Origin of the sequence: Roseinatronobacter monicus (genome assembly GCF_006716865.1) — a bacterium.
Classification (GTDB): domain Bacteria; phylum Pseudomonadota; class Alphaproteobacteria; order Rhodobacterales; family Rhodobacteraceae; genus Roseinatronobacter; species Roseinatronobacter monicus.
This window is the reverse complement of the sequence record NZ_VFPT01000001.1, coordinates 2,610,048-2,631,210: the sequence shown is the minus strand read 5'-3', so window position 1 is coordinate 2,631,210 and position 21,163 is coordinate 2,610,048. Positions and strand designations below refer to the sequence as shown.

Here is a 21,163-nt window from a genome sequence, read left to right as displayed (position 1 = left end):
GCTGTCTTTGGTCGCGTTGCGCCGGATTTTCATCTGCAATACTCTTATTTTGTTCAGATTGACTGAGTGATGATACCGCTTAAATGTTCAAAGTGGATGTAAAATTGTTCATTTTGAACATGTTTTCTGTGTTGAATTTGCGTGGGTCCAGACAGCATAGGCAGACCGCGAAAACGCCGGGAGGCCGACATTATGTCATATCGGCGGGGCGCGCGGAGAAGTTTACACCCTTGGGAGGAACACCATGAAAAGAACAATGCGCATCCTACTTGCCAGCTGCGGCACCCTTGCCCTGGCCAGCGCGGCTTCGGCCGATACTGTGCGGATCGGAATTACGCAGAACAATGTCGGAATCGACAGCTACCAAACAACCTATGAGCAGGCCTTTATCGCAGCCGCCGACGCCAATCCCGATGTTGAAGTGATCGTGCTGGATGCCGGCGGGGATGTTGCACGCCAGATCAGCCAGTTGCAGGATTTGATCCAGCAGCAGGTCGATGCGATCATTGTATGGCCGACCGATGGTCAGGCGCTGGTGCCCGCAGTGCGCAATGCACATAATGCAGGGATTCCGGTGATCGTGACCAATTCCAATATTGCCGAAGCGGGCATGGATTTCATCGCCGCTTTCTCTGGCCCAAACAACGTTCAGCAGGGCATTTATTCGGCTGAGATGATGTGTGAAGCCTTGGACGGTGAAGGGCAGATCGTCCAGATTACAGGAATGCCGGGCTACACCACCGCGATTGAGCGCCAGCAAGGTTTTGACGACCGTCTGGCCGAAATGTGCCCTGATGTTGTGCAACTGGACATCCAGCCCGGTGACTGGAACCGCGAACGTGCGCAGCGCACGATGGAAACGTTCCTGACGCGCTTTGACCAGATTGACGGGGTGTATTCGGGTGACGACAATATGGGTGTGGGCGCGCTGAATGCTGCGCTGTCCGCAGGTCGCGCCGAAGGCATTGCTTTTATCGGGGCAACGAATTTCGCAGTGGGCTATGACGCGATGGCGCGCGGCGAATATTGGGGGTCGGTCTATCAGTCGCCCGTGGATGACGCCGAAGCTGCATTGCAGACCGCGCTGGACGTGCTGGCGGGCGAAGATGTGCCGAAGCTGAACTACTTCGACACCCCGAAAATCACACAAGAAAATATGGAAGAATTCGACCGCCCGGTTTTCTGAGGCAGGTATAATCTGCGCCGGGGCGGGGGTAAGACCCACCGCCCCGGTCGGGTTGTTTGCTCAACCCCGACTTCTGCGCTGGGGAGAGCGCGCCTTTAGCCGAGTTTTGGGAGGAACCAGATGCTGTTGAACCGCCTCAAGGCAGGGGGGCCTGCGATTGCCAAACAAGGCATCCTCGTGGCCTTTATCCTGTTCATGATTGTGTTCTCACTCATGTCCGACAGGTTCATGACTGGCGACAATATCATGTCGGTCTTTCGCCAATCCGCAATTATCGGCGTTATGGCGCTTGGGGTCACGATTGTGGTGATCGGCGGCAATCTGGACCTGTCTGTCGGCTCGATGCTGTCATTCGCCACCGTGCTGGTCGTGGACTTGCATGACAAGATCGGGCCGGAACTGGCGATCCCGGTGATGGTTCTGGCGACATTATGTCTGGGGGCGATCAACGGGTTTCTGATCGGCATATTAAGACTGAATTCGCTGATTGTGACGCTGGGGATGCTCTCGGCCATTCAAGGATTGGTGCTGATCTATAGCGGTGGCCAGAATGTCGATATTGCCGACCAGCGCGGCACATGGTTTGCCTTTTTCGGGCGCGGCTCGGTTTTTGGAATTGCAGCGCCGATCCTGATTTTCGCGCTGCTGGCGATTGTGTTTCATGTCATCATGAAAACCATGCCCTTTGGCCGCAAGGTCTATGCGGTGGGGGGCAATCCGACGGCATCCGTGTTCTCTGGCATTCCGCGCTCGCGGGTTGTGTTCATGACCTATCTGATCTCGGCGCTGTGCGTTTCGGTGGCCGCGATCATTCTGGGCAGCCGCGTGATGGGGTCGCAAAATAACGTCGGCCAAGGCTACGAGTTGCAGGTTCTGGCAGCGGTTATCCTGGGCGGCACATCGCTGCTGGGGGGCGCGGGCAGTATTCTGAAAACGGTTCTGGGTGTGCTGATGCTGGCCTTTATCCAGAACGGCCTGATCCTGATGGGCCAGCCCTATTACACGCAATGGCTGGTCACATGGGCGGTCATCATCGTGGCAGTCTGGCTGGATGTAGCGGCCAAGCGCGGCCGCCTGTTTTCACCCATAGCATGAGGCACACCATGTCGAACCTGACAGATATCACACCTCTGCGCTGGTTGATGCGCAACCCGATCTGGGGCTTCGTGGTGATCGTTTTCATCTTCTTCAGCCTGATGTCGGACCACTTCTTCGACTATCGCAACTTCCAGAATATCCTTGTGCAGGCCTCGACCATCGGGTTGATCGCGCTGGGCATGACGCTGGTCATGATCAACGGCAATATCGACCTGTCCGTGGGGGCCACACTGGCGCTGGCCGCTGCCTTCGCGGTCGATGTGCAAAGCTGGGCCATGTTTGCAACATGGGGCAGCTGGCAGATATTGCCTGCGGTCAGTCTGGCCTTGCTGGTGGGCATTGCGCTGGGGGCGTTCAACGGGTTCATCGTCTGGAAAACAGGTGTCGATGCGTTCATCGTGACGCTGGGCGCAATGCTGGGCATCCGCGGGTTGGTGTTCGTCTATACGGGGGAATCCTCGTTCTACGCGATGAATTTCGCCTATTCCGATTTCAGCGCGCTGTCTGTTGGTCCATTTCCGGTTCTGGCGCTGATCTTCCTGTTCTGCACCCTGATCGTGCATCTGCTGCTGTCGCGCAGCGTGCATGGACGCAACACTTATGCGGTGGGCGGCAACCGCGAAGCGGCGGTAAATGCCGGTATCCGTGTTGGTCCGCATATGATGATCAACTTCATGATTATCGGGTTTCTGGCGGCGCTGTCGGGGGTGCTGTTGTCCACGCAGATGGGGGCGGCAACGCCCAATCTGGGGCGCGACTATGAACTTTGGGTCATTACGGCAGTGGTTCTGGGCGGCACCAAGCTGACGGGCGGCAAGGGCGATATCGTCGGCACGCTTGGCGGGGTTCTGGCGATTGGCATTTTGCGCAATGGCATGAACCTGATGCAGGTGCCTGCCTTCTATGTCTATGTCATCCTTGGCAGCATTCTGATTGCTGTTCTGATCCTTGATAAACGGTTCAACCGCGCCACTGACGGAGGGCTACGCCTATGACTGAATTGCTGGAACCGGCCCTGCGGCTGCAAGGCATCGTCAAGACTTTTCCGGGTGTGCGCGCCTTGGACGGGGTGGATTTCGAGGTGATGCCCGGCGAGGTTCATGCCTTGCTGGGCGAGAACGGCGCAGGCAAATCCACCCTGATGAAAGTGCTGGCGGGCATGCACCAGCCCGATGAGGGGCAGATCATCATTGCCGGTCAGTCCGTGCGCGTCACCAACCCGATCGAGGCCAAGGCCCAAGGTGTGGTGCTGATCCATCAGGAACTCAGCCTTGTGCCGGAAATGTCTGCGGCAGAGAATATTTACTTGGGCGAATTGCCACGCAAGGCGTTTGGCCGCGTCGACTGGCGCACACTCTACAAAAGCTCCAACGCTATTCTGGAACGGCTGAAGTGCAATTTCAGGGGCGAGGTGACAGTGGTCAATCTGTCCATCGCCAACCAGCAGATGGTCGAGATCGCCCGCGCGCTGACCGTCGATGCGCGGGTTGTGGTGTTTGACGAGCCGACAGCATCACTGACCGATGCGGAAAAGGTGGTGTTGTTCGACATCATCAGGGACTTGAAGGCGCGCAATGTGGGCATTGTCTACATCTCGCACCGGATGGACGAGATTTTCACCTTGTCCGACCGGATTACAGTGCTGCGCGACGGGTCATATCGCGGCACATTGACCACGGCAGAGACGAATGAAGATGAGGTCACGCGCCTGATGATCGGGCGCAGCCTTGATCTGTCGCGCGACACTGCGCCGCCCAAACTGGGCGAGACGGTGCTGGACGTGCGCGACCTGAGCTGCGCGCCCTTGTTCGAGGATATCAGCTTTTCGGTGCGGGCAGGTGAGGTGGTCGGCTTTTACGGCCTTGTCGGCGCGGGCCGCACCGAAATTGCCGAGACGCTGTTCGGTCTGCGCACCGCAGATCAGGGCGAAATTTTGATCGACGGGGTGCCGGTGCAGATCGGGTCGCCACAAGATGCCATCAGCTTGGGCATTTCGCTGGTGCCCGAAAACCGCAAGGAACAGGGGTTGGTGCTGTCGATGAATTGCCGCGACAACATGACCTTGCCACAAGTTCAGAAACTGACCAGCGGGCCATTCGTGTCATCAGGCGCCGAGAACGAGATTTTCGACAAATATCGTGACAAGCTGGAGATCAAGACCCCAAGCTGGCGGCAGATTGTCGGTGTCTTGTCGGGGGGCAACCAGCAAAAGATCGTTATTGGCAAATGGCTGTCGATGAAACCGCGGGTGCTGATTGTGGACGAGCCGACGCGGGGCATTGATGTCGGCTCGAAAGCCGAAATCCACACCTTGTTGCGCGAGTTGGCGGCACAGGGCTATGCGGTGATTGTCATCAGTTCGGAAATGCCCGAAGTGCTGCGCGTCTCGGACCGGATCGTGGCCATGTATAGCGGGCGGATCATGCGGGAATTCACCGCCGATGAAGTGACCGAGGATTCGTTGGTGCAGGCAATTTCCGGCATAAAGACAGCAGACGCGGCTTGAGTCGCGGCGGCTGTGAGGGGGGCAGGGGGCTTTGCCCCCTCTTGGCCTGCGGCCAATTCACCCCCAGAGTATTTGCGGCAAGAAAATGAGGGGAAAAGTGGCGCTTCAGGGCCAGACTTCGCGCGCATAGGGCGGGTTGCATCCAGTGCGGGTGCAGGTGATCGCAGCCGCCTTGCTGGCATCGCGGATGATCTGGTGCAGGGTTTCGCCCGGCAAGGTGGCGATCTGCTTCGGGACCAGAGCGCCCTTGCGGTGCAGCCCGGCCAAAAGGGCGGCCATCAGCGTGTCTCCTGCGCCAACAGTATCGACAAGATTTGCAACAGGGGTCAGGGGCACCTCGATCTGGCCGCCGGGCCAGTGGCACAATACCGGTTCTGCCCCTTGGGTAAGCACCACCAGCGCATTGGGCGCAAGGGCCACCAGTTCTGCAAGCGCGTCCAGAACTGTCTGGTCGGGGCGCCACCAGGCAAGGTCTTCGTCGCTGAGGCGCAGCAGATTGGCCACTGAGGCCATCTTGTCGAGGCGGGCGCGATAGCCGCGCGCATCCTCTTCGGCCAGAAGCGGGCGGATGTTGGGGTCAAAAGAGGTGAAGATGCCGCGCCGGGCGCAGTCGATGAACAGATCACTCCAGGCGGCGGCGTCCTTGCCGGTGCACAGTGCAAGCGAGCCGATGTGAAACGCCTCGGCCTGTTCTGGCATGGTGGCGCGCAAGACCTCTGGCGTGACCATGCGTTCGGCGGTGCCGTTGCGGTAAAAGCGGTAATCGGGTTGCCCGTCGCTGAGGGTGACCATGGCCAGCGAGGTGGGCGCGTCGGGGCGCGCGCCCAGATGCCGGACCTGATCGGCCAGCAACCCTGCCAGCAAGTCATCGCCAAACCTGTCGCTGGAAATGGGGGTCAGATAGCCGGTCGGCATACCCAATCTGCCCAGTGCGCGTGTGCAGTTATAGGGCGAGCCACCGGGGACGGCGTGAAACACGCGGTCTTGCTGCTCATCGCCCATCTCGATCACGTCGACCAGATTTTCACCACCACACACAATCATAGATTATCCGCCACTTGAAATTTCGGTCAGATGCCTGCTCTGACCCTTGCGTCACGAGGTTATGCCAAAGATTGTGGCGCTGCGCAAATGCGCCAGCAGGCTTAGGGTTCGGTCTGATCCTTGAGCAATGCCTGAAGGCTGTCGAGTTGCGCGGCCCCGGCCTGCGCGGACTGCGCCTCGAAGCTGCGATAGAGGGTCAGAACCTGACGCCCGGCCTGTGTCAGCACTGCGCCGCCGCCCCCCGGCCCCCCACGCGTGCTGTCCACAACGGGGTCGCGGAACATGGCATTCAGCGTGCCGATCAATTCCCACGCGCGCTTGTAACTCATGTTCATTTCGCGCCCGGCTGCCGCGATCGAGCCGCATTGGTCGATCCGTTCCAGAAGTTCGGCCTTGCCGGGGCCGATCATACCGACCCCGCCAAAGACGATGCGGATGCGGAGCGCTGGTGGGTCTGTTTCTGCTGTCATGCCACAGGAATGCGGCAAGTTGCGGTGCGGCGCAAGAGCCAGCGTGGCAGGGCGGCCCCTGATCCGGGGTGGACAAGGGGCCGCTATGTGGTCCGGTCAGCGGGCGGCAAGGATGGCTTGCGCCAGTCGCAGCGCGCCGTTGCGGACCGGGTCGGCAGTGGGCAGGCCAGTTTCATCTTCGGTGGCCTTGAGCGCCGCCGCTGCCTCGGCTTGAGACAAGCGGGCGGTGTTGAGCGCGATGCCCACCACTTTGGCCGGTGTCAGCGCCCCGGCGGCATGGGCCACAGCTTCATTCAGAGCGATCACATCGCGCAGCGGTGGAATGCGCACGCTGTCCAATTCATCCAGCGTGTCCATGCCCGCGCGGTGGCACAGGATCATATGGGTGCAGGCACTGCCGCGCATCAGCGGCAGGGTGGCGGTGCTGCCCGGATGCAGGAGTGAGCCTTGCCCTTCGACAACCACAATCTTGTGGGCCGCTGCCTCCATCACCATGCGTTCCACAGCACCGCCTGCATGGTCCACGCGGATTGCGTCCAGCGGAATGCCACGGCCCGTGATGGCAATGCCGGTCTGGCCCGTCGCCAGAAAGGCGGCGTCATGGCCCATATCTGTCAGGCTGCGCGTCAGCTCTAGCCCCGCGGTCATCTTGCCGATGGCCATATCTGTGCCAACCATTAACACGCGTGTGTTGGGCAGGGATGCCGCGCGCGCCATGGCGATGGGGGGCGCGTCGCCTTGCGGCACGCGCAGATCCCAGACCCATTGGCCGGGGCGCAGCTTGTCGGCAAACATCGGATGCAAGCGGTCGTGCATCCCGTTGACAAGGCTCATCCCGCCCGCAATGGCTTGTTCCAGAACATCTTTCCATTCCGGGGGCAGACGCCCGCCGGATGGGGCCGTGCCCAGCACCAGAACCTGTGCGCCAAGGCCTTGGGCTTCGGCCAAGGTGGCGACCACAGGCACATCGCTGTCGAGCGCGCACAGGTCGCGCACGCGTTTTCCGGCCTGCGTGCTGTCGATCACGGCCATCACCGGGTTGCGGCCATAGCGCAGGATGCCTTCGGCCATTTTGGCATTCAGCTTGCCCATGGTCGCCTCGGCGAACAAGGCGATGGGTTGGGTGGGATCAAGCATTCAGAATTCCTCCGTGGCCGGGTTGGTCGGCGGGCAGGGTGACGCCATTCTCAAAGGCTGCGCCTGTCGCGGGGTCCGGGTCGAGATTGAGGTGGGAATCAAGGTCAATATAGTCGAACAGCGCGGAGAGTGACGCCCCCGCCGCGATGGAGACAGAGCTTTCGCCCATGCAGCCGATCATCGTTTTCAGCCCATGGGCACGGGCCGTGGCGACGATGCGCAACGCTTCGGTAATACCACCGCATTTCATCAGCTTTAGGTTCACCCCGTCGACGCAATGGACGAATGCGGGGATGTCAGTGGAGAGGCGGCAGCTTTCATCGACAAAGATGGGCAGGGCGCGGTTCTGGAACAATTCGGGCAGTTGATCCTCGGCCCCCTGTACCAGCGGTTGCTCTACATAATCCACCCCGCGCGTGGCAAGCCAATCCATCATGCGGCGTGCGTCTTTCAGCGACCAGCCGCCATTGGCGTCGACCCGCAGGGCCACGCCGCTGCCCTGTGCGGCCTCATTCACGGCGGCGAACATGGCCTTGTCGGCCTCGATCCCGTCCGTGCTGCCCAGCTTGATCTTCAGCGCGCGCGCGCCGCGCGCGAGCAGCAAGGGCACACGCGCGTGCACCACCTCGGGCGGGTTGATGCCCACGGTCAGCGATGACACCACGCCGCGCCGTGCCAGCCCCAGAAGCTGATATAGCGGCATATTCGCCTGTTTCGCGCGCAGATCCCATAGCGCCATATCAAGGGCAGCCAGCGCGCAAGCCCCGACACCCGCCGCATGGGCGCGCGCCCAGATGTCATGGATCGCGCCCTCCAGCCCGGTTGCGCAAAACCCTTCAAGCTGTGCGCGCCCTTCGGCCACAGTGGCCGCACCTTCGGTCACCCCCGGTGCCATTTCGCCCCAGCCGGTCAGTGCGCCGTCCGTGACCGACACGAACAGGTTTTCACCGCCCGAAATCTCGCCGCGAGAAATCCGCAGCGGAAAGCGTTTCTTGAGGTATAGCGTGCGGTAGTCAACTTTCATAAGGCACCTTTCAGGAAGGACGTAAGATTGGCGCTGAGCGCGTCCGAGACATAGCCGCCTTCCTGCACAAGCACCAGCGGCAGGCCCAGCCCCGCGATCGCCGCTGCCATCGTCTGAAAGCCCGGCGTGGTGACGGCCAGCCCCTTGAACGGGTCGTCAATATGGGCGTCCAGCCCCAGCGCCACGACCACCACATCCGCCCCGAAAGCGCGGATGCGTGCCAAGGCGGTGTCGAGGGTTCTCATATACGCGTCATCGCCGGTGCCGCGCGCCAAGGGCAGGTTCAGGTTGCACCCCATCCCGCGCCCCTGCCCACGTTCCTGCGCGCCCCCCCAGAAGAACGGATAGAAGCGGTCAGGGTCGGCATGGAGCGACACTGTCAGCACATCATCGCGGTCGTAGAATATGCCTTGGGTGCCGTTGCCGTGGTGCACATCGACATCAAGGATGGCGGGCCGAAGGCCGCGCGCGCGCAGGCGTTCGGCGGTAATGGCGGAGTTGTTGAGAAAGCAAAACCCCCCCGCCAGATCGCGGAACGCATGGTGTCCGGGTGGGCGCGACAGCACATAGACCGCGCGCTCGCCGCCCGCCACCAGATCAGCGCCGGTGATGGCCGATTGCGCGGACCAATACGCGGCTTCCCATGTCTGCGCCCCAATCGGGCAAGAGGTGTCGGTCTGATGATAGCCCGCCTGACCCAGCGCGGAACTTGGGTAGTTGTCGTGGCGCGACGCGGGGTGGATGTTCGGGATCACCTCTGGCCCTGAATCGGGGATGCGTTGCCAGCGGGTGTAGATGTTTTGCAGGAAATACAGGTATTCTGCGCTGTGAATGGCAGCAATGGGGCCAAGCCCTGCGTCTTGCGGCGCTTGAAACTGACACCCCGCCGCCTGCGCGCCCGCCATCAGCCGTGCAATGCGTTCAGGCGCTTCGGGGCTGGGATAGGTCTTGCCATTGGCCATGTAATGCTGCGGGTCATGCAGACGCTGGCGGTCGTCGAATACGGCTTTCATGCGATCCTCTTTATCAGATGTGTCACGCCGTCCGGGCCAAGGCGCATTTCCTGCATGCCGGTCGCAGGCGCGAAGCCAAGCCGCATGTAGAATTGCTGCGCCGAATGGCTGTGGTCATAAACAGCGAGTTTCAGCCATGTGGCTTGCCACAAGTTAGCGCCCTGTTGCGCGACCTGCGCCAGAAGCCGTGCGCCAAGCCCGTGCCCGCGCGCATTGGCACTGACCCAGAGGTCGGACACATAGACTCCCGCAGCGCCGCGCACTGTGGAAAAGGCAGGGCTGTAGAGAGCGGCCCCCAGCGTCTGGTCCCCATGCAGGGCCAATAGCCCATGTGCGGCAGGGTTCGGGCCGATCAGGGCATGTTCCAGTGCTGCGCTGCCTGCGGCATAATCCTCGCCGATATCTGCGCTGAGCGTGCGCAAGGCCTGCTCCAGCCGTGCCAGATCGGTTGCATCGGCCACGATGCGAAACGTAATTTCAGCTTCACGCATTGATCTGCTTCGCACCTTTCAACCCCAATGTCGCGCGCACTTGATCCGGGGTCATGACCACGCGGCCCAGTCGCTCCACGATCTCGCGGATTTTCATCACCTGTTCGGCATTCGAGCGCGCAAGCTGGCCGCGCGCGATGGTCAGGCTGTCTTCCAACCCCACGCGCACATGCCCGCCCATCGCCGCCGATTGGGCAATCAGCGGCATCTGGAACCGCCCCGCCGCCAGCACAGAAAACAGGTAATCCGCCCCGAACAGCTTGTCGGCGATGCGTTTCATATGGGTTAGATTCTCGGCATCCGGCCCCATGCCGCCCAGCACACCAAAGACGAACTGGATGAAATAGGGCGGCTTGACCAGCCCGCGGTCTGCGAAATGGCGCAGCATATACAGGTGGCCCAGGTCATAGCATTCAAACTCGAACCGCGCGCCGCGCTCGGCCCCAAGCGTGGTCAGAATGCGGGCAATGTCGCGGGGCGTGTTCTTGAAGACCAGATCATCGGTATTCTCCAGAAACGGCTTTTCCCAGTCGTGCAGCCAGTCACGTTCTTTCCCCAGCATCGGGTAGAGCGCGAAATTCATCGTGCCCATGTTCAGCGACGCCATTTCCGGCGCAATCGCCAAGGGGGCGGCCAGCCGCTCATCGAGTGACATGATCGCACTGCCGCCTGTGGACAGGTTCAGAACTGCGTCCGTGCCCTGCGCAAGTGCGGGCACGAAGCCGTTGAAATGCGCCAACGCTGCCGAAGGCTGGCCTGTCACCGGATCACGCGCATGCAGATGAAGGATGGACGCGCCCGCCTGCGCGGCCTCGATGCCGTGGCGCGCGATATCCGCGCCGGTGATAGGCAGATGGGGCGACATGCTGGGTGTGTGGATGGACCCCGTCAGCGCGCAGGTGATGATGATGCCCGACATGCGCTTATGCCATTTCCGAAAGCGCCAGATCATCGACCAGCCGGGTCAATGCGGCGTCAAGCGTTTGGGTGATCTCGTCCAGATGCTGCTCCGTCACGATCAGGGGCGGGCAGACCATGATATGATCGCCCGCGACCCCGTCGCGGGTGCGGCGGGAATAGACGATCAGACCCATCTCATAGGCGATATCGACAAGGCGCTGATGGGCGTTCAATGCGCTGGGCAGTGGGGCCTTGGTGTCGCGGTCGGCCATGAACTCGAAGGCCAACAAGAGCCCTTGCCCGCGCACATCGCCAATGATCGGATGGCGGGCCATCAGGGCGTCCAGACGTGCCCGCAAGGCGCGGCCCATCCCTTGCGCATTCTGCACCAACCCCAGCCGCGCGATTTCGTCAATCACGGCGCACCCTGCTGCACAGGCCAGCGGGTTGCCCGCATAGGTAAAGCCATGCAGAAAACCGCCCCCGTCCAGCACTGCCTGCACCAGATCATCGCGCGCCGCAATCGCACCAAGTGGCACATATCCGGCAGCAAAGCCCTTGGACAGCACCACGATATCGGGCGAGAGGTTCCAGTGTTCCAGTGCCAGAAAGCGCCCCGTGCGGCCTGCGCCGGTCATCACTTCGTCAAGGATCAACAGCACCCCGTAGCGGCGGCAGATGTCCTGCACGGCCTGCATATAGCCCAAAGGTGGCACCAGCGCGCCGGTGGACGCGCCCCCAATGGGTTCCACCACGAAAGCCAGCACGCTGTCCGGCCCTTGGGCGATGATTTCCTGCTCCAGCATGGCGGCGTAATGCGCGCCGGTGGCAGGGTCGGTGGGGTCCAACCCGTCGAGATAGGCGCGCGGGGCAGGGATTTTCGGCATCTCGCGCATCATCAGGGCAAAGGGGGCTGTCAGCGGCGCATAGCCGGTGATCGCCAGCGCGCCCAAGGTGCAACCGTGATAGCTGGGGGTGCGGCTGATGATCTTCCAACGCTTACCTTGCCCCACGGCCAGCGCGTGCTGGCGCGCCAGTTTCAGGGCGGATTCCACGGCCTCTGACCCGCCAGAGACGAAGAATACTTTGTTCATGCCTTCGGGGCACAGGGCGGCGGTTCTGGCGGCCAGTTGCTCGGACGCTTCGGTTTCAAAATGCAGCCGGTAGCCGAAGGTCGATTTTTCCATCTGGCGGCGCATGGCATCCAGTACATTCGGATTCGAATGGCCGATATTGCACACCATCGCGCCGCTTGACCCATCCAGATAGCGCTTGCCGTCGACGTCCCACATGTAAACACCGCGCGCCTGATCCAGCAGGGGGCGGCGCTGGCTGGTCTGGTAGAAAAGATGACTCATGGCTGTTATCCGGGCAGGGCCGCGCAATCTTGCGGCCTGAGTGTCATATGCACCTGCGCGCCGGCAGGAAAGGGGCGTTCGTCGATCATGTTTATCGCCTGTAGCTGCGTGTCACCAGCGCGGACGAAATAGCGAACGGACTGGCCCTGATAATCGACCGTCTCGACCGTCGCAGGGGCGGAGAATGCGCCGCCTTCGGGCGGGCTGTCGCGCAAAAGCAGCTTTTCGGCGCGGATAATCAGCTTGGCCGCACCTGCGCCCGCCAGATGCGGGGCTTTGGCCGTGGGAACCGTAACTTGCCCGAAGACAGGGACATCCAGCACGGCCCCTTCCGGCCCGCGCGACAGGCACTGCCCGTCGAGTATGTTCGACGCGCCCAGAAAACGGGCCACAAATTCGCTGGCGGGGGTATTATAGACATCTTCGGGCGCACCGACCTGTTCCACGCGCCCATTCGACATGACCACAATCTGATCGGACAGCGCCAGCGCTTCGGACTGGTCATGCGTGACGAATACAGTCGTGACGCCAATGCGTTCCTGAATGCGCTTCAGCTCTACACGCATATCTTCGCGCAGGTTGGCATCCAGTGCCGATAGCGGTTCATCCAGCAGCAACACATCGGGTTCAATTACGATGGCGCGGGCAAGGGCGATGCGCTGTTGCTGCCCGCCTGACAGCGCTTTGGGATAGCGGTTGCCCAGTTGCGGCAGTTGCACCAGTTCCAGCGCGTCCTTTACCCGTCGCGTGATGTCGGATTTTGAGACATTGCGATACCGCAGCCCGAAGGCCACATTCTCGGCCACGGCTTTGTGCGGGAAGAGTGCATAATTTTGAAACACCAACCCCAGATTGCGCTTGTGGATGGGCACATCATTGACGCGCTTGTCGTTGATGATGATCTCGCCCTCGCTGGGGTCGAGCAGACCCGCGATCATGCGCAAGGTGGTGGTCTTGCCACAGCCAGAGGGGCCCAGCAGCGTGACAAACGCGCCGTCGGGAATGGTCAGCGAGGTTTTCTCGACCGCTGTGAACGTGCCGAAGCGCTTGACGATGTTATTGAGTTGAACCGAACTCACGTGTGTGACCCCTTGCCTGAAAGCCCCGCGCCCGTGATCGGGCGCGGGGCCAATGTTCAAAAACCGCGCTGGACGCGCGAGAAGGTTTCGGACCATTCGGCCTCGTTCCCGTTCCAATAGGTCGGGTCGGCGAAGGTCAGCGCGTCCAGCGTGCCCGATGGGTCATAGGCGGGCAGGGTCGGGATTTTGGTGCCCAGATCGACCTTGCTGCCATCCAGCGCGGGCGGGTAGTTCTGCCCTTCGGCCACGGCGATGGATGTTTCCGGTGCCAGCATGAAGTTCAGCAATTCCTCACATGCCTCGACGGGCGAGCCTTTGATGACGAACAAACATTCCTGCCAGCCAAAGCTGCTGGGCGGGTCGTAATAGCCGATATCATGGCCCTGTTCCTGAAGTGCCGCGATCCGACCAGACCAGCCTTCGGTGACATAGATTTCTTCCTCGGCCAGCAGGCTCATCAATTCGGCCCCGGACCCCCAATATTTCAGCGCAAGGTCACGGTGGTTGCGAATGGCCTCCCACGCCGCTTCCATGTCCTGAATGTCATTCGGGCTTTGACCGGTTTGCAGCGCTGCATACCACAGCCGCGTGCGCCAATCGCTCCAGCCGCCGATCTTGCCTTGATATTCGGGGTCGATCAGGATCGAGGCACCTTTCTCGCGGATTTCCTCATCCGAGATATAGGCGCGGTTATAGGCAAGCCCCGTGGTCCCGTAGTTATAGGGTACTGCCGACAGATGGTCTGGCGTGATGCCGCGGAAGGCGTTGGTCAGCGCGTCCATGACCAGTTCCATGTTGGGGATGTTGTCGATGTTCAACTCTACATCCAGCCCGAAATTCACATAGCGGGCATAGTCGAACACACCTGAAAGATGTGCGATGTTATACTCGCCTTCCTGACTGGAGCGCACCTGTGCCAGATATTCGTCGCCGCCCGCAAAGGTGCCATCGACCACGTTGATGCCGGTTTCGGCTGTGTAGGGATCAAATGCGTGGCGGCGGAATGCTTCGGATACCACGCCGCCCCAGCCATCGAAGCGCACTTGTGTCACATCCTGCGCAAAGGCCATTTTCGCAAAGGGTGTTTGCACACCGTAAGCGACACCGGCAGCACCGATCAGGCCCAGAAAACTGCGGCGGTCCAGATCGCCATTGCGGTAGCGTTCCAGCAGGCGTTCGTAGCGTTTCGTATTGTCCATGTCTTGTATCTCCTTGTTGGTTGGGGTTGGCGCGGTTCTTACATGCCGCGTTTGGTGGCTAATCTTCGGGCAATCGCGGCACCCAGCAGCGGAAGGCCCACGGTCATGACGATCATGACCGTGCCAAGCGCGTTGATTTCGGGGCTGATCGAATTGCGCAGCATCGAGAAAATCTGCGTTGGCACGGTTTCCACCCCGCCGGGTTTCCAGAACAGCGTGCCGGTGATGTCATCGAAGGAAATGGTGAAGGCAAACAGCGCGCCGGCCGCGACAGCAGGCATCAGCAGCGGCAGCGTGATCGAGAAAAAAGTCTGCATGGGCGACGCGCCAAGGCTGAGCGCGGCCTCTTCCACATCGCGGCGGATGCTGACCAGCCGCGCCTGCACCACCAATATGACGAAGGGCAGGGTAAAGATGACATGCCCTGCCAGCAGCAATGCAAAGCTTTTGCCGATGCCCAGCCAGTTCAGGAACAGCAACAACGCCACCGCCAGCACCACTTCGGGCACCAGAATGGGGGCAATCAGGATCGTGGTGATCAGGTTCTTGCCCGGCACCGCATAGCGCACCAGCGCAAGGCTGGCTAACACGCCCAATGTGGTGGAAATCGCCGCAGTCAGAAGGCCAAGGATCAGCGAGGTTCGAAAGGCGCGCATCACGGCGTCATTGTTCCACAGCGCCTCGAACCAGCGAAAGGAAAAGCCGGTCATGGGAAAACTGCCAAACTGGTTTTGGTTGAACGACAGCAGCACCACCACGGCCACAGGCAGGAACATGAACAGATAGACCAGAATCGTATAGGCGCGAATGAAGGACCAACCCATTTTTCCGCTCCCGCCCATTATCCCAGCCCCTTTGTCAGTTGCGACATGCCCAGATACCGGTTGTAGACCGCAACCACCGCGCCCAGCACGATCAGCAACAGAAGCGACAGCGCGGACCCCATCGGCCAGTTCAATTGTGTGATGATCGCCTCTAATACCAGATTGGCAAACATCGCATCGCGCGGCCCGCCAAGGATAAGCGGCGTGATATAAGTGCCCGCACCCAGCACGAAGCACAGCAGCCCACCTGCCGCCAGTCCGGGTAGTGACAGGGGCAGGGTCACTTGTGTAAACGCCTGCCAGCGGGTCGCCCCCAGCGAGGTGGCGGCGTCTTCCAGATTGGTGTCGATCCCGTCAAGGCTGACATAAATGTTCAGCACCATGAAGGGCAGCAGGAAATGCACCAGCCCCAGAATAACCGTCGCCTCGTTATACAGCATCTGAATGGGGGAATCGGTGATCCCTGTCGAGATGAGCAGCGTATTCAGCGCGCCGGAACTGCCCAGAATGTTGATCCAGCTCATCGTGCGGATGATGTAGCTGATCCAGAAGGGCAGCATCAGAAGCAGCAGCAAGATCAGCTTGTTGCCTTGGGACCGGGTGATGAAATACGCTGCCGGATAGCCCAGAAGCGCACAAAAGAACGTCGTGATTGCCGCGATTTTCAGCGTGTTCAGCAAGATGTAGCGGTAAAATGGGTCGGTCAGCGCGCGTTGCCAATTGTCGGGATGGAACCCCTGAGTGTCTGGCCCTACAGCCGAGCGCAGCCAGAAAGAATAGACCACGATGAACAAAAGCGGCACCAGCAACAGCAAGGTGACTGCGGCCAATGCGGGCGACAGCAGAATCCAAGGTTGCCGCTTTTCACGGGCTTCAACGGACATTTGGGGGTTCCGAAATACAGGAGGGCAATTCAATCAGCTTGTCAAAATCATGGGCTCAATTAGCGTTTGTTATGCGTGCCCATGTGCGATAGAACATATAGTGAACATACTGTGTGGAGGGGTATATATGGACCACGACATCTTTCTGGTTTGGCTCAATGAGACGGATAACCTCTCGCCGGACCAGCGCGCCGAGGCGAGTCGGATCCTTTCTGGGTCTCCGTCATTGCAGGCGGTGGTCGATCTCCTTGAGGCAAAGGTTCGTGAGGACCGTATCTGCCCGCACTGCGCTTCAGAAGGAGCTATCATCAGGGGTCATGCAAGTGGCCTTTCCCGGTTCTTTTGCAAAGGCTGCGGCAAAACCTTCAACGCGTTGACCGGTACTCCGCTGGCGCGCCTGCGCCACAAGGGCCGTTGGGCAGAGTTCGCTGCTTCGTTACGTGACGGCGAAACGGTAAAGGTATCCGCTGAGCGTTGCATGGTGGCGCGCACGACCGCTTTTCGTTGGCGTCATCGTTTTCTTCGGGCGGTGACGGCTGGGGCGATCAAGTTGCGCGGCATCGTCGAAGCCGACGAGACCTTCTTTCTGAGCAGCCGAAAAGGTGAACGAAACCTTGATCGTAAGGCCCGTAAACGTGGCGGCAAGGCCGCCAAACGCGGCTTGTCGGAGGAGCAGGTTCCGGTCTTGGTCGCAGCCGACCGATCCGGCACCACCATAAGTGCTGTCTTGCCAGCAGTGACGGCCGCACATCTGCAGGCGGTTTTGCAGCCGCTTCTCGATCCTGATGCGCTCTTGGTCACTGATGGCTGCACCAGTTACCCGCCTTGCGCAGCAGCAATGGGCATCAGCCATGAAAGCCTCAACCAGACTGCAGGACAACGTGTTCGCGGGGAGTTGCACATTCAAACCGTGAACAGTCGACATGAGCGGCTCAAGACATTCCTGCGGCGCCATCGCGGCATCGCAACCAAGTACTTGGACAGCTACCTGCGCTGGTTTCAACTTGCAGTCATTCCAAAACACCAAACTCCCCGCGCGATACTCGCCGCCGCCGCAGGAATCCTGCCTATCTCAAGGCACGCATAATTAACGCCAATTGAGCCATATCATGCAAAGCTGGCAGTCATAAAGCAAATAGATAGTTAGCATGATGACTATAGGTATTATCAATGGCCGAGACTGGCACCGCAGATCGGATGACCCGTGATCTGGACTGGAACCTGCTGCGCAGTTTTGTCGTCATCGCGCAATCCCGCTCGATCAGCGACGCTGCGCGGCGTTTGCATCTGACCCAGCCATCCGTATCTACTGCCCTGAAAAGACTAGAAGACCGGATCGGCAAGCGCCTGATTGACCGCGCGCCGGGGCGGTTCGAGCTGACCCGCGCGGGCGCAGTTCTCTACCGTGAAGCGTTGGAGATACATGGCGCGGTTTACCGCCTGTCGACCCTGATGCGCGATGTGACGGATGAGGTGACGGGCCATGTGCGACTGGCTGTTGCCAGCCATGTGGTCTGCCCGGTTTTTGATCAGGTCTTGGCGGAATTTCACGCCCAGCACCCGCGCGCAACCCTGTCACTGAGTGTGCTTGGATCGTCAGAGGCGCTGGCCAGCGTGTCTGCGCGCACTGCGTCGCTGGCTGTATGTCTGGTCCATCGGCGCGACCCCAAGCTGGAATATATGCGCCTGTACCGCGAATTCTTCGGGCTGTTTTGCGGCCCGTCACACCCGCTTTTCGGACGAGAGAACCTGCAAAAGACCGACCTTGCCGGGCAGTCTGCTGTCAGTTTTGAGACAGACAGACTGCATGACGCGCTGCGATCCGTGACCCTGCTGCGCGCTGAATCGGAGCTGAGCGAGAAGATTATCGGCACCTCCAGCCATCTGGAAGAGGTGCGGCGCATGGTCATTGCGGGCTTGGGGATTGGGCCGCTGCCCTTGCATGTCGTGGCGCGGGATGTGCGCGATGGCCTGCTGTGGCGCCTGCCGCCCTATGATGACCCGCCCGCCATTGATGTGCATCTGGTCTGGAACCCCAAGGCCGTGCTGAACCGCGCCGAGGCGTCCTTGTTGCAGCGATTGCGCGCGGCCATCGCGGCGGTGCCGATGGAAGCGCGGACCTACGGACCTTCGACAAAGAATTTGTGACGCAGATACCCTCTAGGGGTAGGCAATCCGCGTTTTCGCGCTATGACGTTCTCCTCAAGGGATCTCCGCGATATGCAACTGCATACTTTACGAAACGGGGTCGTTATGAGTATGCTTACGGATCTGGGGGGACAGATTATGGAATCAAGGCACAGCTTCGATATCAATCCTGCGCTCTATACGCGGACGCAAAGCCTGTTTGATGCGAAGCGCCGGAAGCTTCCGCCAGACGCAGTCGAGCGGCTTGCGCGAGAGGTGGTCGAGCGGCTGGCGGAAAAACGCGATGTGCTGAACGGGCGCGTCGCAGCCCTGCCACCCGCCGTGACCAACCCGGAACTGGTCAATACATTTTGTGACATCCTGCTTGCGCCCGACGCATCCATTGCACTGCGCTTTCTGGAAGAAAGCCTGTCCCCTGTCGTTGCAGAACGTGGCGACCTGTATGGCTATATCGCCGCCGCGTCGCGCCAGCTGGGCGACCGATGGGACGCGGATGAGGTGACTTATCTGCAAGTGACATTGGCGGTGGGCAAACTCTATGCCGTTGTGCGCAGTGTTGGTGCCAGCCGTGATGCCGAATATGTGGACCCTAACCCAAGAAAGTATGCAGTCTTTGCGAATGTTCCCGGAGAGCAGCATACCCTTGGCGTCAGTGTCGCCGCAGAGGTGTTCCGCGATGCAGGCTGGGAAATCAGTCTGCAACTGGACCGCAGCCATGCGGAATTGGTCGACTGTGTCAGCGCCAACCGGCCCGCAGTGATCGGCTTGTCGCTGAGCAGTCCGATGGGGCTTGATCCATTGGTGCGGTTGGTGATCGCGTTGAGGCTGGCCTTGCCGACGATCATCATTGCTGTTGCCGGTGGCGATGACACAGACGAGGACACGCTGCGCACGCTTGTCGATCTTGATCTGGTCATCACCAATGCCGAGCAGGCGCAATCCGACCTCAGCCGCATTCTGTCGCTTGAGGCCACTGCTTGAAGCTGTCCTTGCATGGCGCTGTCGGGCGCTAGTCCGGGTCGGTTCCCAGCCAGTTTTCAGCCTCGGCAACTTCGTCAGCCCGCGCGCGATCTTCTTCGGACATCTGTGACAGGATGCGCAAAAGTGCAGTTGTCTGAGCGCGCCCCGTACGCTCTTCATAGTCAACATAGACGCGCAAGGCCTCTATGCTGTCCTGCTCGACGCCATGTCCATGAAGATACGCTTCGGACAGACCACGCACGCCATTTGAATTGTTCTTCTCTGCTGCGATACGGAACCAGTGGACAGCGCGGGCGGGGTCATATTCCGGCCCAAGGTCTTGATCCTGATACATGCGCGCCAGATCAACCATGGCGCGCTGCTGATCCCCTTCTGCCGCTTCGCGCAACAGCTCATAGGCTTTGTCTGCGTCATGTTCCGTGCCACGGCCATCGAGATACAGTTTGCCCAGATTTTGCTTGGCCAGCAGGAAGCCCTGCCCGGCTGCTTGCTGATACAAGCTGTACGCCATTTCGGCGTCGCGCTCGACCCCTGAGCCCATTTCATATGCCGAAGCCAGACGCCATTGCGCGCGCGGATCACCGCTTTCGGCAAGGGGGCGGAACAAGGCAACGCCGCGTTCGGTGTCGCGTTCTGGCCCGCCTTGTTGGGTGCGATGGCCAAGGTAATACAGGACGCCCAACTCATAGGCGGCATCGCTGTCGCCCTGTGCGGCCTCGGATTTCAGGCGGTCATAGCGTTCGCCGAACTCCTGCGCCGCGATGGGATGTGCTGCGCCAAGCGCAAGCGCGATGACAAGTGCCAACCTGTTCAGATGTCGCATGTCTTCTCCTTTATGTGTCAGCACAGACAACACCCTTGCGGCCCCCTGGACGCATAGGGATCGGCCCATGATCCGGCTCCGGTGGGGGTGGCGTGAAAGCCGGGAAGGGCAATGTTTTCAGTGGATCAGGTGCCCGCCATGGGCGCTATGCTGTGCAAGATAGCGCGCTGTTGCGGGCGTTGCCCCGTCTGTTTTGAGGGGGCGCTTGCATATCTGGAATGCGGACGGGCTGCCCCGAAGGTCAGGGCGCGCGCAACGCAGGCAGACCCACGCCCACCGCGTCAAAGCCGCCATCTGCGGCGATCACCTGACCTGTCACATAGCTGGCCTTGTCCGAACACAGGAACACGATGACTTCGGCAATCTCGCGCTCTGTTCCGTAGCGGTTCAGGGGGATGGCGTCGTGATAGGCGGCGCGGATTTCGGGGGAATGCACAGCCAGCGCTAGTTTGGTATCGACAGGGCCGGGGGCCACGCAATTGGCGCGCACGCCCCATTCACCAAGTTCCGCCGCCTGTTGACGGGTCAGGTGAATAACCGCCGCTTTAGATGTGCCATAGGCCACGCGCAGGGTGCTGGCGCGCAGGCCAGAGATAGAGGCGATGTTGACGATCGCGCCGCGCGCTGCCTTCAGATGCGGAATAACGGCCTGACTGGTCAGAAAGACGCCATCCAGATTGGTGGCCATCACCTCGCGCCATGTGGCCAAATCGGTGTCTTGCAGGGGGCGGAAATCTGCCACGCCGGCATTGTTGACCAACGCGTCCACCTGCCCGAATGACGCGCTCACTTCTGCTGCCATAGCGTTGACCTGCTCGGGGATAGAGACATCGCAGATAATGGGCCGCGCGTGTTCCAGCCCTTGTGCGGCGTCCATCAGGGCGGGGGCGTCACGGTCGATCATCATCACGCGCCAGCCCCCGGCCAGAAAAAGCTTGGTGGTGGCCAGCCCGATGCCGCGCGCGGCCCCTGTTACTATCGCGGTTCTCATGGGGTTT

Annotated in this window: 21 protein-coding genes; 7 read left to right on the top strand and 14 right to left on the bottom strand. The window is 60.6% G+C overall.

All coding sequences use genetic code 11. From position 1 onward, the window contains the following. Nucleotides 1–244 precede the first annotated feature (244 nt). The 4 genes from BD293_RS12570 (at nucleotide 245) to BD293_RS12555 (ending at nucleotide 4,790) form a co-directional block, all read left to right on the top strand. Nucleotides 245–1,186, top strand: a complete 942-nt coding sequence (locus BD293_RS12570; RefSeq protein WP_142082235.1) for a sugar ABC transporter substrate-binding protein — start codon at nucleotides 245–247, stop codon at nucleotides 1,184–1,186. Nucleotides 1,187–1,306: 120 nt separating this feature from the next. Further along, a complete protein-coding gene (locus BD293_RS12565) occupies nucleotides 1,307–2,281 on the top strand; it encodes an ABC transporter permease (RefSeq protein WP_142082233.1) in 975 nt (324 codons plus the stop codon). 8 nt (nucleotides 2,282–2,289) lie between these two features. Beyond that, complete coding sequence (locus BD293_RS12560) at nucleotides 2,290–3,279, top strand: ABC transporter permease (RefSeq protein ID WP_170207131.1); 990 nt, start codon at nucleotides 2,290–2,292, stop codon at nucleotides 3,277–3,279. Continuing rightward, nucleotides 3,276–4,790 carry a sugar ABC transporter ATP-binding protein gene (locus BD293_RS12555; RefSeq protein WP_142082231.1) on the top strand — a complete coding sequence of 505 codons (1,515 nt, stop codon included), beginning with the start codon at nucleotides 3,276–3,278 and terminating at the stop codon, nucleotides 4,788–4,790. Before BD293_RS12560 ends, BD293_RS12555 begins: the two co-directional genes overlap by 4 nt. Nucleotides 4,791–4,895: 105 nt before the next feature. Here the strand turns inward: BD293_RS12555 and BD293_RS12550 are convergent, their stop codons facing one another. From BD293_RS12550 to BD293_RS12495, 12 genes are all read right to left on the bottom strand, one after another. Further along, nucleotides 4,896–5,834, bottom strand: a complete 939-nt coding sequence (locus BD293_RS12550; RefSeq protein ID WP_142082229.1) for a carbohydrate kinase family protein — start codon at nucleotides 5,832–5,834, stop codon at nucleotides 4,896–4,898. A 101-nt stretch (nucleotides 5,835–5,935) separates the two neighbouring features. Beyond that, nucleotides 5,936–6,304, bottom strand: a complete 369-nt coding sequence (locus BD293_RS12545) for a winged helix-turn-helix domain-containing protein (RefSeq protein ID WP_142082227.1) — start codon at nucleotides 6,302–6,304, stop codon at nucleotides 5,936–5,938. A 96-nt stretch (nucleotides 6,305–6,400) separates the two neighbouring features. Further along, nucleotides 6,401–7,441 (bottom strand): N-acetyltransferase DgcN family protein, encoded by a 1,041-nt coding sequence (locus BD293_RS12540; protein WP_142082225.1) that lies wholly within the window; start codon nucleotides 7,439–7,441, stop codon nucleotides 6,401–6,403. Further along, complete coding sequence (locus tag BD293_RS12535) at nucleotides 7,434–8,465, bottom strand: mandelate racemase/muconate lactonizing enzyme family protein (RefSeq protein ID WP_142082223.1); 1,032 nt, start codon at nucleotides 8,463–8,465, stop codon at nucleotides 7,434–7,436. The genes BD293_RS12540 and BD293_RS12535 overlap by 8 nt, the downstream gene beginning before the upstream one ends. Continuing rightward, nucleotides 8,462–9,478, bottom strand: coding sequence for a histone deacetylase family protein (locus BD293_RS12530; protein WP_142082221.1), 1,017 nt, complete (start codon nucleotides 9,476–9,478; stop codon nucleotides 8,462–8,464). Before BD293_RS12530 ends, BD293_RS12535 begins: the two co-directional genes overlap by 4 nt. After that, on the bottom strand, nucleotides 9,475–9,969 hold the full coding sequence (locus tag BD293_RS12525; protein WP_142082219.1) for a GNAT family N-acetyltransferase: 495 nt from the start codon (nucleotides 9,967–9,969) through the stop codon (nucleotides 9,475–9,477). Before BD293_RS12525 ends, BD293_RS12530 begins: the two co-directional genes overlap by 4 nt. Continuing rightward, entirely contained in the window at nucleotides 9,962–10,888 is a 927-nt protein-coding gene (gene kce, locus BD293_RS12520; protein ID WP_142082217.1) for a 3,5-dioxohexanoate:acetyl-CoA acetone transferase, read from the bottom strand. Before kce ends, BD293_RS12525 begins: the two co-directional genes overlap by 8 nt. A gap of 4 nt (nucleotides 10,889–10,892) precedes the next feature. Continuing rightward, on the bottom strand, nucleotides 10,893–12,227 hold the full coding sequence (locus tag BD293_RS12515; RefSeq protein ID WP_142082215.1) for an aminotransferase family protein: 1,335 nt from the start codon (nucleotides 12,225–12,227) through the stop codon (nucleotides 10,893–10,895). Between the two features lie 5 nt (nucleotides 12,228–12,232). Continuing rightward, nucleotides 12,233–13,306 (bottom strand): ABC transporter ATP-binding protein, encoded by a 1,074-nt coding sequence (locus BD293_RS12510; RefSeq protein ID WP_142082213.1) that lies wholly within the window; start codon nucleotides 13,304–13,306, stop codon nucleotides 12,233–12,235. Between the two features lie 56 nt (nucleotides 13,307–13,362). Continuing rightward, a complete protein-coding gene (locus tag BD293_RS12505) occupies nucleotides 13,363–14,505 on the bottom strand; it encodes an ABC transporter substrate-binding protein (RefSeq protein ID WP_142082211.1) in 1,143 nt (380 codons plus the stop codon). A 38-nt stretch (nucleotides 14,506–14,543) separates the two neighbouring features. Further along, a complete protein-coding gene (locus tag BD293_RS12500; RefSeq protein ID WP_142082210.1) occupies nucleotides 14,544–15,329 on the bottom strand; it encodes an ABC transporter permease in 786 nt (261 codons plus the stop codon). A gap of 17 nt (nucleotides 15,330–15,346) precedes the next feature. Further along, nucleotides 15,347–16,213 (bottom strand): ABC transporter permease, encoded by an 867-nt coding sequence (locus BD293_RS12495; RefSeq protein ID WP_142082208.1) that lies wholly within the window; start codon nucleotides 16,211–16,213, stop codon nucleotides 15,347–15,349. Between the two features lie 127 nt (nucleotides 16,214–16,340). Here BD293_RS12495 and BD293_RS12490 point away from each other — a divergent pair, with 127 nt between their 5' ends. The 3 genes from BD293_RS12490 to BD293_RS12480 all read left to right on the top strand — a co-directional run bounded on the left by BD293_RS12490 (nucleotide 16,341) and on the right by BD293_RS12480 (nucleotide 19,342). Continuing rightward, a complete protein-coding gene (locus tag BD293_RS12490; RefSeq protein WP_142079320.1) occupies nucleotides 16,341–17,300 on the top strand; it encodes an IS1595 family transposase in 960 nt (319 codons plus the stop codon). Nucleotides 17,301–17,383: 83 nt separating this feature from the next. Beyond that, nucleotides 17,384–18,361, top strand: coding sequence for a LysR family transcriptional regulator (locus tag BD293_RS12485; protein ID WP_142082206.1), 978 nt, complete (start codon nucleotides 17,384–17,386; stop codon nucleotides 18,359–18,361). A 105-nt stretch (nucleotides 18,362–18,466) separates the two neighbouring features. Further along, nucleotides 18,467–19,342: a cobalamin B12-binding domain-containing protein gene (locus tag BD293_RS12480; protein ID WP_170207130.1), complete on the top strand. Its 876-nt coding sequence runs from the start codon at nucleotides 18,467–18,469 to the stop codon at nucleotides 19,340–19,342. A gap of 28 nt (nucleotides 19,343–19,370) precedes the next feature. On the opposite strand, the gene BD293_RS12475 is transcribed toward BD293_RS12480, so the two are convergent. Together BD293_RS12475 and BD293_RS12470 are read right to left on the bottom strand one after the other, a co-directional pair. Next, nucleotides 19,371–20,165: a tetratricopeptide repeat protein gene (locus BD293_RS12475; protein WP_170207129.1), complete on the bottom strand. Its 795-nt coding sequence runs from the start codon at nucleotides 20,163–20,165 to the stop codon at nucleotides 19,371–19,373. 241 nt (nucleotides 20,166–20,406) lie between these two features. Then, entirely contained in the window at nucleotides 20,407–21,156 is a 750-nt protein-coding gene (locus tag BD293_RS12470) for an SDR family NAD(P)-dependent oxidoreductase (protein ID WP_142082201.1), read from the bottom strand. Nucleotides 21,157–21,163 lie beyond the last annotated feature (7 nt).